9 protein-coding genes are annotated in these 12,146 nt (G+C 44.0%); 6 read left to right on the forward strand and 3 right to left on the reverse strand.

Going from position 1 to position 12,146, the window contains the following annotated elements; genetic code table 11:
- Positions 1 to 199 precede the first annotated feature (199 nt).
- The gene (locus NI461_RS09530; protein WP_253157151.1) at positions 200 to 1,396 is read right to left on the reverse strand and encodes a sugar transporter; all 1,197 of its coding nucleotides are present in this window, start codon (positions 1,394 to 1,396) and stop codon (positions 200 to 202) included.
- Between the two features lie 364 nt (positions 1,397 to 1,760).
- Between NI461_RS09530 and NI461_RS09535 the strand changes: the two genes are divergently transcribed.
- Positions 1,761 to 2,045, forward strand: a complete 285-nt coding sequence (locus NI461_RS09535; RefSeq protein ID WP_174660521.1) for a GNAT family N-acetyltransferase — start codon at positions 1,761 to 1,763, stop codon at positions 2,043 to 2,045.
- Positions 2,046 to 2,093: 48 nt separating this feature from the next.
- Here NI461_RS09535 and mpl read toward each other — a convergent pair whose 3' ends face one another.
- Positions 2,094 to 3,461: a UDP-N-acetylmuramate:L-alanyl-gamma-D-glutamyl-meso-diaminopimelate ligase gene (gene mpl / locus NI461_RS09540; protein ID WP_253157153.1), complete on the reverse strand. Its 1,368-nt coding sequence runs from the start codon at positions 3,459 to 3,461 to the stop codon at positions 2,094 to 2,096.
- Positions 3,462 to 3,704: 243 nt separating this feature from the next.
- On the opposite strand from mpl, the gene NI461_RS09545 reads away from it, so the two are divergent.
- The 4 genes from NI461_RS09545 to NI461_RS09560 all read left to right on the forward strand — a co-directional run bounded on the left by NI461_RS09545 (position 3,705) and on the right by NI461_RS09560 (position 8,369).
- Positions 3,705 to 4,046 (forward strand): DMT family protein, encoded by a 342-nt coding sequence (locus NI461_RS09545; RefSeq protein ID WP_151204844.1) that lies wholly within the window; start codon positions 3,705 to 3,707, stop codon positions 4,044 to 4,046.
- Between the two features lie 646 nt (positions 4,047 to 4,692).
- Entirely contained in the window at positions 4,693 to 5,205 is a 513-nt protein-coding gene (gene purE, locus NI461_RS09550) for a 5-(carboxyamino)imidazole ribonucleotide mutase (RefSeq protein ID WP_174660519.1), read from the forward strand.
- 26 nt (positions 5,206 to 5,231) lie between these two features.
- Positions 5,232 to 6,353, forward strand: coding sequence for a 5-(carboxyamino)imidazole ribonucleotide synthase (locus NI461_RS09555; protein WP_253152926.1), 1,122 nt, complete (start codon positions 5,232 to 5,234; stop codon positions 6,351 to 6,353).
- A 708-nt stretch (positions 6,354 to 7,061) separates the two neighbouring features.
- On the forward strand, positions 7,062 to 8,369 hold the full coding sequence (locus NI461_RS09560) for a lytic murein transglycosylase (RefSeq protein WP_174660517.1): 1,308 nt from the start codon (positions 7,062 to 7,064) through the stop codon (positions 8,367 to 8,369).
- Positions 8,370 to 8,510: 141 nt separating this feature from the next.
- Here the strand turns inward: NI461_RS09560 and NI461_RS09565 are convergent, their stop codons facing one another.
- Positions 8,511 to 9,638, reverse strand: coding sequence for an anhydro-N-acetylmuramic acid kinase (locus tag NI461_RS09565; protein ID WP_174660516.1), 1,128 nt, complete (start codon positions 9,636 to 9,638; stop codon positions 8,511 to 8,513).
- Positions 9,639 to 9,701: 63 nt separating this feature from the next.
- Here NI461_RS09565 and tyrS point away from each other — a divergent pair, with 63 nt between their 5' ends.
- Positions 9,702 to 10,934: a tyrosine--tRNA ligase gene (tyrS, locus tag NI461_RS09570; protein WP_253157155.1), complete on the forward strand. Its 1,233-nt coding sequence runs from the start codon at positions 9,702 to 9,704 to the stop codon at positions 10,932 to 10,934.
- Positions 10,935 to 12,146 lie beyond the last annotated feature (1,212 nt).

A 12,146-nucleotide genomic window follows, 5' to 3' on the forward strand; every position in this document is an offset into this window, starting at 1 on the left:
CCCATTAAAAGTGTGGCAGCAAGATGCTCAGATACCGACTTTTTGCAAAGTGTAATGACGATATTCTGACACGTTTTACAAGTTGAACCGCAATTGTTAAACGTTTGGAGGAGGCTACTCCCCTTGTTCTACTCAATTCTATTTTGGATCAACTCCAAAGAGAGTGAAGAATCTCATATTTATTGAAATTACGCAAATTTTATCTGGAGACTGGGGGATGAATAAAATCCGTTTGTCGCACCAAAATAAGCGCCAATAAGAGAGCCAAAACCGCAAGCAGGCCGCCGGCCAGTCCAATATACTCCAGCCCAATGCTTGCACTAACCCAGCCTCCGACTAAGGCACCGCCGCCAATACCGACATTATATAAACCTGAGTAAATGGCCATGGCTACATCGGTGGCATCTGAGGCCAAGTTAAGGGTTTTTGCTTGCAGGGCTAGACTAAAACCAATGATGCTCATGCCCCATAAGAGTGACAGCAGATTCAGTCCCCAGACTGTAGTGGATAAAGGCAATAATAGCAGCATGGACAGCATGATCCCGAAGCTGAAAAATGGAATGGTCATTTTTGGAAATTTGGGAGCATAGCGGCCAAATAGATAAGAGCCTAAAAAGCCTGCACCGCCATATATCAACAATAAAGTCGTGGTCTGTGCCGAGCTGAACTGGGCAACAGTCAGGGAAAAAGGCTCAATATAACTATAAGCGGTAAATTGTGCCGTGATAACTATCACGGTAAGTGCAAAGACAAGCATCAGGCTCGGGCGTCTGGCCAGAATTTTTAAACTGTTTAAAGAACCAGAATTCACACTGGGCAGTAAAGGCAAGGTTTTGGCCAGAATCAGGCAAATGACAGTGGCAGCGATGCCAATCAGGGCAAAACTGTTGCGCCAGCCATAAGCTTCCCCAATCATGCGTCCAAATGGAATACCGAGTACCATCGCCATCGCTGTGCCGGTGGCCAGCAAACCCAGTGCCTGAAATTCTTTACCTTTGGGCGCCACCCGAACCGCAAGCGAGGCGGTAATGGACCAGAACAAAGCATGGGCCACCGCAATACCTATCCGGCTCATGACCAGTATTTCAAAGCTCCAGGCAAAATAAGACAGCACATGACTGAGAATAAAAACCACGAATAATGTGCTGAGCAGCAAGCGCCGTTCAATCTGTTTGGTCAGCAGCATAATCGGTAAAGATAACAGAGCCACGATCCAGGCATAAATGGTCAGCATCAGTCCCACTTGGGTAGGAGACATTGAAAAACTTTGACCAATATCACTGAGCAAGGCGACAGGAATAAATTCGGTGGTGTTAAAAATGAACGCAGCACAGGCTAAAGCAATGACACATACCCATTGGCGGGTAGGATTTGCCGAAATTTCAGAAGATGACATAGGACGTGACGATGAGTATTGAGCTTAAATTTTAGGGGGAACGGGGCCACTTGTTAAGTTGAAAGCCTGAAAAAAATGTTTCTAAGTTCAATTCAGTAAAATCCAGCTGCGCTACTTGCCTGTTTGAAGCTCTGATGATTGACCATGCTTAACTCTTCCCTACTGCCTATCTGGTGATCTGTGAGGGGATAATTGACATATCATCTATGATTGAAATACAGACAATATAGAGCCAGAAGTAGCAGATGCAGTGTGAAGTTTTTATAAAGTCTGTTTTTGTTTCCTATTCACCTTTAGATAATATTGAAATCAGGGATTTTAAAGTATGCTGATAGCGGTTTAATTAAAAAAACGAAGGTAAGCGATGCAGTTTCAACATAGCGATAATGGCCAGCAAGGTGAATTTTTTCATTTGAATGAGGCGGGTCAACCGATTGCCAAAATCAGTTATATTTGGCGAGGAGAACATCAAATTATTGCCAATCATACCTGGGTCGATGAGTGTTTACGCGGTCAAGGGGTAGCGCGACAACTGCTGGATGTATTGGTGGAGTTTGCCCGTAACCGACAACTGAAAATTGTACCGACCTGTTCTTATGTCGAGGTGATATTTAAACGCGAGAAAAGTTTTGAGGATGTCGCCGCCTAAAAACCCTTAAAAATAAAAAAGCCCGCAAAGCGGGCTTTTCAAATCTGTTTATCCGGTTTTTAAGGCATTAATCAATTTCTGATGTAAGCCGCCAAAACCACCGTTGGACATAATCACTACGGCGTCTCCCTCGCCTGCTTCAGTGAGCACAGTTTGGATAATATCCTCCAGGCTACCTACGACTTTGGCTTTGTTGAGTGCAGCCTCGATTACCGGTTGTAAATCCCAGTCCAGACCTTCAGGTTGATACCAGAGGACTTCATCCGCCAAACGGGCTGAATGTGCCAGTCCCTCTTTATGGCTGCCCATACGCATGGTATTTGAACGCGGTTCAATAATCGCCCACAGCTTGCGTTTCCCCAGACTTTTGCGCGCACCCTCTAAAGTGGTTTCAATGGCCGTCGGATGATGAGCAAAGTCATCATAGACTTCAATTCCTTTTACAGTATCCAGTAATTCCATCCGGCGTTTCACGCCGCCAAAATTCGACAAGGCCTGACAGGCGCTGTCAATAGAAACTCCCACATGTTCTGCCGCAGCAATGGCGGCCAAGGCATTCGCCACACTATGCTGTCCGGTCATGTTCCATTTCACTTCACCTTTTACCACGCCATGTTGTAGCACTTTAAAGTGTGAGCCATCTGCGACCAATTGTTCGGCATAGAGTTCTGCAGTGTCATTGGCAGTTAAAGCGGTGCGCACCACTGGAGTCCAGCAGCCCATTTCCAGCACTTCATCAATATGGGTTTCAGTGATAGGTGCAATGATGCGGCCTTCACTGGGAATGGTACGTACCAAATGATGGAATTGTTTTTGGATGGCAGCCAGATCATCGAAAATATCGGCATGGTCAAATTCAAGATTATTTAAAATCACCGTTTTAGGGTGGTAATGCACAAACTTGGAACGCTTGTCGAAGAAGGCGGAATCATATTCATCTGCTTCGACACAGAAATATTTGCCGCCCCCTAAACGTGCACTTTCGCTAAAACCTAAAGGTACGCCGCCAATCAGGAAACCCGGATTTAAACCGGCTTGATCCAGTATCCAGGCCAACATGGTGGTGGTGGTGGTTTTACCGTGTGTCCCGGCAACGCCTAACACATGTTTGCCTTGTAGCACATGATCTGCCAGAAACTGGGGACCTGAAATATATGGCAAGCCTTCATTCAGCATATATTCTACTGCATCAATGCCGCGCTTCATGGCATTGCCGACTATCACCAGATCCGGATGCGGCTGTAAATGGCTACGGTCATAGCCCTGCATCAAGCTGATCCCTGCATTTTCCAGTTGGGTAGACATGGGTGGATAGACATTCGCATCTGAACCCGTCACTTGATGTCCTAAATCGCGGGCCAATAGTGCTAGTGAACCCATAAAGGTGCCACAAATACCCAAAATATGCAGATGCATCTACTTCACTCCATTCTTGCCTGACACATCACGTTGTAGAGGTGCTGTTGCCATGATTTATTCGATTTGCAAGCAACGATAGCAAGGCTTAGACTGAAAAGATAGTCAAAGTTCAAGCATTCCTGTGGGATTTTTTTAATCCGGTTTTAGCGACAAAGTCAGGAAAAATTTCAAGTTTCCCCGCCTACCTTTGGGCTCAATAAACCGTAAAATAAGCTGGATCGTTTTACAGGGTGCGTGCAGATGCTACCAACTCTCTTTCTACTGGTGATTGCCAACTGTTTTATGACTTTGGCCTGGTATGGTCATCTTAAATTTTTGCCGCATGATGCACCACTCTGGCAAGCGATCCTGTTGAGCTGGATCATTGCCCTGTTTGAATATAGCCTGATGATTCCGGCAACCAGATTGCTGGCGCAACAGGGGCTGGCTGTGGGACAAATGAAAATTACTCAGGAAGTCGTGACTCTGCTGGTTTTTGTGCCTTTTATGATTTTTCTGTTCAAGCAGCCTTTTAAGCTGGACTATCTATGGGCAGCGGTATGTCTGTGTGGCTGTATCTATTTTGTATTTCGTAGTGCTTAACTATTAAAACGGTTTTTATGATCTGAATATCAGTCAGTCCATAGTTTACTCAGATTTTCTTATATAGCCTTCCAATAGGAGCTGATAAAGGCTTCAGCCCGAAGTCCTTCTATATGTTAAAAATATTCAAAACTTACCTTTATTTGGTCCGTCTTCAGAGCCTTCGCCCTGCGGCTTGGCCTGATCCAGTTTGTTGCTTTCCGCTCAGTATTGGCTTGAATGCTAAAATCTAAAATCTAAATTTTCTTTATGGCTCTTATTTAGCGTAAAGAAGAAAGCGCCAGGTGCTCTACCCGACTGATCAGGCTGGCGCCTGTTGTAAATAGGGGCGGCGAAATGATTCAGAGCTTAAACAGTCTATTTTTTGCAAGTACTCCATTTAATCCTCTGTATGAATTCATCAAAACCCTGCTCTACAATGACAAAAAAATCAGGATTTATTTTTACAAGCCCTATTTGGCCGGGACTCCCCTGCCCGGCGATTTTCTGTCAGTTATTTTAAATCTGATAAAAACCATCAAAATCGCGTCTTAGTTTGACCGTTAAATTTTATGAAGTTGAAATTTCGGTCTATAATAGTGAGTTCTTATTAAAGCTTGGCTCTCGTCGAGATTTATCTCTCTTAATTATCTCTGGAAACATTGCAATGAATGCGGCCGCTTCACAAGACACTCCTCTCGTTGGAATCATCATGGGTTCTCAGTCAGACTGGGCTACCCTCGAACACACTGCCAATATGTTAAAACAACTTGGCGTCCCATTTGAAGCGGAAGTGGTGTCTGCGCATCGTACCCCAGACCGTTTATTTGAATATGCGGAAGCAGCACGAGAACGCGGTATCCAGGTGATTATTGCAGGTGCGGGTGGTGCAGCACATTTACCAGGTATGTGTGCGGCGAAAACCGATCTGCCGGTGCTCGGCGTACCGGTAAAATCTTCAATTTTAAACGGTGTAGATTCATTGCTTTCTATCGTGCAGATGCCAGCGGGTATTGCGGTAGGGACACTGGCAATTGGTCCTGCCGGTGCAACCAATGCGGCCATTATGGCAGCGCAGATTTTAGGTTTAACCCGTGCTGACATCGCTAAAAATGTCGCAGATTTCCGTGCGGCACAGACTGAAAAAGTCGCAAGCAACAATATTCCAGGTCAAATGTAAGCCAGGCTGAACACGGGACAACACACATGGATAAAACCATCGGTATTTTTGGTGGCGGCCAGCTAGGCCGGATGATGGCGCAAGCAGCCCTGCCACTCAATATTCAATGTACCTTCTTTGAAGCATCTGCCGACTGCCCATCGAAAGCGTTGGGTCGGGTGATTTCAACTCAAGCCGAAAACGCTTTACAGGACTTCATCAACAGTGCAGATGTTTTCAGTCTGGAGTTTGAAAATACTCCCCTGGCAGATGTCGATATACTGGTTCAAAACAAAGACCTGCATCCGCCACGTCAGGCTCTGGCCATTGCACAGAACCGTCTGTCTGAAAAAGCCCTGTTTGATGAGCTGAGCATTCCGGTCGCGCCGTATAAAGCGGTGAATTCACTGGACAGCCTGAAAGCTGCGGTTGCTGAACTCGGTCTGCCAATTGTATTGAAAACGGCTACAGGCGGTTATGATGGCAAAGGCCAGTTTGTATTGCGTAACGCGGAACAAATTGATCAGGCCTGGGCTGAACTTGGCCCTGCGGGTTCTCTGATTGCAGAAAGTTTTGTGACCTTCTCGCGTGAAGTGTCGATTATCGCGGTGCGCGGTCAAAACGGTGAGGTCAAAACCTGGCCACTGGCAGAAAATCATCATCACAATGGCATTCTGTCACACTCGATTGTTCCTGCACCCCACAGTGCCGACTTGCAACCTGTCGCGCAAGACTACATCACTCGCCTGCTGAATCATTTGAATTATGTTGGCGTGTTGACGCTTGAGCTGTTCGTGACAGAGAAAGGCTTATATGCAAACGAGATGGCGCCACGTGTGCATAACTCAGGCCACTGGTCGATTGAAGGTGCAGTCTGCTCGCAATTTGAAAATCATATCCGTGCAGTAGCTGGCTTGCCTTTGGGTTCTACTGAAGTGATACGTCCAACGGTGATGGTAAATATCATTGGACAGCATCCAAAATCTGCAGAAGTACTGGCTTTGGACGGCGCGCATTTGCATCTGTACAACAAGTCAGAACGTGAAGGCCGCAAGATTGGCCATATCACCTTAATGCCCACTGACAGCAGTCAACTGACCGGGTTATGCCGCCAATTGGCGAAAATTTTGCCGAATCCGTTAGCATTGAGCGAAGATATGACCATCTAAACTTTAACTTGCTGATAAAAAAAGCGATCACATCTGTGGTCGCTTTTTTATTTGTCTGCTTTCAGGCATGATTGCGCCTCTTTTCAATCCCCCTGCTATTGCTTGGATTACTTTTTAACTTAATTGCTTATAAACCGAGCAATTGAATAGACCGGCAATGATTAAATTGAACTCTGCTCGGTGTTCATCTTTTGAGATTGTGCTGTGGATAAGTCTAAGTCTAAGGCTGAGGGGAATTTAAAACCGGTCTTGCGCTTTGAATTTAAATTCAAAACAATAAATTTAAAACTGTGCTTTGAATTCAAACCTGGTTTTAAATTCAAAAAAATATGAATTCAAATTTAAATAGCCGTGAATGAATTTAAAGTTCTGAATTTAAAGCAGCCTGATTGCTGTAAAATGAATTTAAAAATAAAAAGTTAGATATTTAAAGACTTAAGAGATACAGGGCTTTGTTTATTAATGTAATTTATCCGCAATATCTTTTGAATTTAAAAATATTTTTAGAAATTCAGTTTTGAATTCAAAGAGTGTTGGGGTTTGAATTTAAAGTTTGCTTGTGGATAAGTGATTTTAAATTTAAAAACTAAAAAATGAATTTAAAAGTGGAGAAAATATGAATTTAAATTTACCTATTGTTGCTTTAAATTTAAAGATGAGCTGTTAAGGTAGAAGTAATAATTCGAAATTTAAATATTCAGGGGTTTTATGCAACGGCTTGCACTTTCGATAGGTTCTCTGCTTTTGGCTGCCTCCCAGGCCCAGGCCGAACTGGTGATTAATGGACAACGTGTCGCGCCGACTGATTTGTCTTCTGCTTCGACAGTTATTTCAAATAATCCAGTAAATTATGCAGCTCAAAATGATTTTCAACGCTGTTTGGCGAATTTGCGCGGCCGGGCGATTGCACAGGGGGTGAGTGGCGCAAGTTATGACCGTTATACGCAACATTTAAGCCCAGATTATTCGGTAATTGAAAAGCTGAATTATCAGCCTGAATTTTCAACCCCAATTTGGGACTATTTATCTGGCTTGGTGGATGAAGAACGAGTTCAGCTCGGCCGGCAAAAGCTACAACAGCATCGTGATGTGCTAAACCGGGTGAGTGCAGTTTATGGTGTACCAGCGGAAACTATTGTAGCGGTCTGGGGAGTAGAAAGTAATTTTGGTGATATTTCCGGGAAATATCCTTTATTGCAGTCTTTGGGCACATTGAGTTGTGAAGGCCGTCGCCAAGGGTATTTCCAGGGTGAATTTTTTACCACCATGAAGCTGTTACAGCGTGGTGATGTGCGCGAAGAGCAGCTTAAGGGGTCTTGGGCGGGTGCTTTTGGTCATACTCAGTTTATGCCATCGACTTATAATGAGCTTGCAGTTGATTTTGATGGTGATGGTCGTCGTGATCTGGTGTCAAGTATTCCCGATGCCTTGGCCTCAACCGCCAACTTTTTAAGCAAGCGGGGCTGGCAGACCGGTCAGCCATGGGGTTTTGAGGTGAAAATTCCGCAAAATATGTCAGTCTCTGGTGAAGGCCGACGTAATAAAAAATCACTTGGCAGTTGGGTAAACCGTGGTCTTGTACGTGCCGATGGTACAGCTTTAGTGCAGGGCAATCTATCGGAGGCTTCACAGGCTGGCCTGTTAGCACCGGCAGGTCCAAATGGTCCGGTATTTTTAGTATTTAAGAATTTTGATGCGATTTATAGTTATAACGCGGCCGAAAGCTATGCACTGGCTATTGCACATTTATCTGATCGTTTACAGGGCAAAGGTGGTCTGCTGACTGCCTGGCCGACAGATGATCCGGGCACTTCACGTATGGAGCGCCGTGAAATTCAGCAATTCCTGTTAAATCGTGGTCATGATATTGGTACAGTCGATGGGTTAATTGGCGATAAAACCCGACAGGCTATTCGTCAGGAGCAAATCCGTTTGGGGCTCAATCCGACAGGACGAGCTGGCCAGCAGATTTTACGTGCCTTCCGGAATGAAAATGCCAAGCTGATGATGCGTTAAGCCAGATCTTCATTTGTGGTTTGGTTTCCCTCTCCTTGCAGGAGACTTGCGAAGCATGCTTCTCTGGGAGAGGGGTTTATAAAACTTTCCCTCATCCTCACCTTCTCCTAAAGGGAGAAGGGGCTTTTAATCCTTATAAATTTAGGTGGATGTAATCGTGCCTAGTACACGATACCCCGTGGCTCCGGTAACAGCAGGTAAATTTCCACTCAGCTGTTTTATAAAACGCATAGCCAGCCAGGCAAACGCTGTGGCTTCTACCCAGGTCGGACTGAGGCCTAAATCAGCCGTGGTTTGTACACTCCATTCATGTTTGCGCAAGCGCCAGCGTAACTGTTCCAGCAGGTGTGAGTTATAGGCACCGCCACCACAGACATAGACTTCACCAGTCTCCAGTCCCGAGCGGTAAATGGCTTTTTTAATTGCACGTGTGGTCAATTTCATTAGCGTGGCCTGAATATTTTCCGGTGTATCTTCCAGCTCATCGTAGTCCAGGTCACTGCGCCAGTCCAGAATCTGCTCATCCAGCCATTCCAGATTAAAGTCTTCACGTCCGGTGCTTTTGGGCGGTTCTTTAGAAAAATAGTTATGTGACTGTAAACGGTCAAGCAGGCTACGGATCGGGGTGCCATAAGCAGCCCAATTGCCATTTTCATCATAAGGCTGGCCGGTATAACGCTGGCACCAGGCATCCATCAGGATATTGGCGGGGCCGGTATCAAAGCCATATACTTTCTCGGGTTGTCCGGCAGGCAGCATACTGACATTGGCAATCCCGCCCAGATTTAAAATCACCCGGTGAATGGTGTCATGCTGAAAAAGATCCTGATGAAAGGCTGGTACCAGGGGAGCACCCTGACCGCCTGCGGCCAGATCGCGACGACGAAAATCAGAAATCACCGGAATCTGGGTAATTTCAGTAATAATATTTGGATCGCCAATTTGCAGGGTAAAACCATGCTCGGGACGATGGCGAATGGTCTGACCATGCGAACCAATTGCCTTAATCCAGGCTTTGTCCAAATTATTTTTTTCAATCAGGGTGTTAATGCCATGACCAATCATCTGGGCTAACGCCACATCTGCTTTGCCCATCCGGTCAATTTCGTTGTCATCCGGTAAGGTCAGGGCCATCAGCTCATCCCGAAGGTCGGGATCAAATGCTAAAGTAAGGGTGGCATGAAGCTGAAGAGGATCAAAAGAAGCAGCAACAATATCGACACCATCCATGCTTGTGCCGGTCATTACCCCAATATAGATCGCTGTCATGGTTATTCTTAAGCCTGCAATATGCTGAAAAAGTGATAGTATATCGTACAAATTGAATAACTGATGTATTTGGATTTTGTGATGTCAAATTTCCTACCGGCTGAAGAACAACTTGCTCTCATTCAGCGAGGCACCCATGAAATTATTTCTGAAGAAGATCTGCTTAAAAAATTAAAGCAGAATCGTCCTTTAAAAATTAAAGCGGGTTTTGACCCGACTGCGCCCGACCTGCATTTGGGGCATACAGTTCTGATCAATAAGTTAAAAGTGTTTCAGGACCTGGGACATGAGGTGTTTTTCCTGATTGGTGACTATACCGCAATGATTGGCGACCCAAGTGGAAAAAGTGCAACACGTCCGCCACTGTCACGTGAGCAAGTATTAGAAAACGCAAAAACCTATCAGGAACAAGTGTTTAAGATCCTTGATCCAAACAAAACCAAGGTGGTGTTTAACTCTGAGTGGTTTGAGCAAAGAACTGCGGCAGACCTGATTCAACTGGCTTCACAGCAAACTGTGGCACGTATGCTGGAACGTGATGACTTTACCAAGCGTTATAATAGCCACCAGCCAATCGCTATTCATGAGTTTCTGTATCCGCTGGTACAAGGTTATGACTCGATTGCGCTTGAAGCTGATGTAGAAATGGGCGGGACGGATCAAACCTTTAACCTGTTGATGGGGCGTACTTTACAAGGTCGTTATAATCAAGAGCCACAGGTGTGTATTACAGTGCCTATCCTTGAAGGTTTGGACGGTGTCAATAAAATGTCTAAATCTCTGGGCAACTATATTGGTGTATTTGATGCACCAGGTGCCATGTATCAAAAAGTGCTGTCCATGCCGGATGCGCTGATCGAACGTTATTTCGATCTACTGAGCTTTAAAACGATTGAAGAGATTCAGCAGCTGTTAAAAGAAGTGGCTGAAGGCCGTAATCCGCAAGAAGTGAAGAAAATTCTGGCACTTGAGCTGGTAGAGCGTTTCCACGGGGCGGAAGCGGCTGCCAATGCTCATAAAGGTGCGGGCAATTTGATTACGGAAGGTGAGCTGCCTGAAGGTACGCCTGAAATTACTGTTTCTCGTTCTGAATTTGGGGGTGAAATCTTTATTGCTTCCATACTGCGTGCAGCGGGTCTGGTAAAAAATGCGGCTCAAGCCAAAGATGCGGTGGCACGTGGTGCAGTTAAAGTCGACTGGAAAGAGGTAGATGCTTCGTATTCAGTAAAAGAAAATTTGACTTTAATTGTTCAGGCCAGCAAAAAAGCGATTGCCAAAGTGAGTTTTACGGACTGATGCAATTTATAAGTGATTGAAAATAAAAGCAGGCTCCGGTCTGCTTTTTTGTTGTCCGCTATATCTAAAATTCAAATAAGCAAATTCAAAAAAACCTTATAAAAACAAGAATTAAATTTTTCCAAACCGCTTGCGTTTGAATATTTTTGTGTATAAGATTTATTCGTCTAGAGAATTGGTTTACAGCGCATCTAGAGGGTAATGGGACATAAATAACCCCATAACTTGGAAAGCCTCTTGTACAGGGTTCTTTTTAAGCAATTAGCGAATAACAATAACAATGACATACTGGATCGGGTAAAGATTCAATTCAAGGAAGAGGTTTTGGGAGAGATCTCTTCCTTTTTTATTTTCTTAAATCTCATTTCTGAGCTTATATAGAGTGAGCGTGTCTTGAAATCGCCAGCCGTTAATTGACTGGCTGATTGAATGGGTCAAAATACCAAAAATAGCTTTCAACTGGAAAACTCAGAAAAGCAGCATGTTTTTAAGCCTCCCAAAAAACCAAGAGTGCATATCCTGCTGAAGATGTTTTTTTGATGAAAAATATGTTCCGGGGCTAAAATTTTTCTTTACGTAAATTTGTATTAAAGAATAGTTATTCTACTTTTAAAGTGATATTGACTCTATTTTAAGGAATACAGCTGTTTTTTTTATCGCTTCTTTATAACAGTTTTAACTGGGAGAGCATAAAGCGTATCAAGGCAGGATTTATGGACATGGGACATAGGTAGAGAAAGTTTCACTCATTTAACTGAATGAAAAGAGTCATAAAAATTAGATTATAAAAATAAAATCCACACGAGGAAGAATATTTAAGAGTTAGGCAGATTTCTTCTAGAGCACTACAGAAAAAAGCTCTGAATATAAAGCCTCATCAGGAAATTCAAGAGGCAGACTATTTTTAAAGTGAATAGAGAGCTTATTTTTCAAATAAATTAATTTATTTTTGAAGTGATGCTGGAAAACTGCTCACTCAAGGGGGAGATTCCGGATAAAAAGCTGAAGGGCGAGGATTTTTGATCGTAATTAGCTCTAAGTAAATAGGGTGAAAATAAAAACAAAGCTTGTATTAGTGGGTTTATAGGCAAAAAAATGCTTAAAATTTAGATAAAAAACCAATTTTTACACCGTTTTCGTAGAAAAAAGAAACATACGTGAAAAATATATTGAATAGGGGCTTGCAAAGCTTTAGAAATCCTCTAGAATGCA

The sequence above is a fragment of the Acinetobacter sp. S4400-12 genome (assembly GCF_024129495.1).
GTDB lineage: Bacteria > Pseudomonadota > Gammaproteobacteria > Pseudomonadales > Moraxellaceae > Acinetobacter > Acinetobacter lwoffii_C.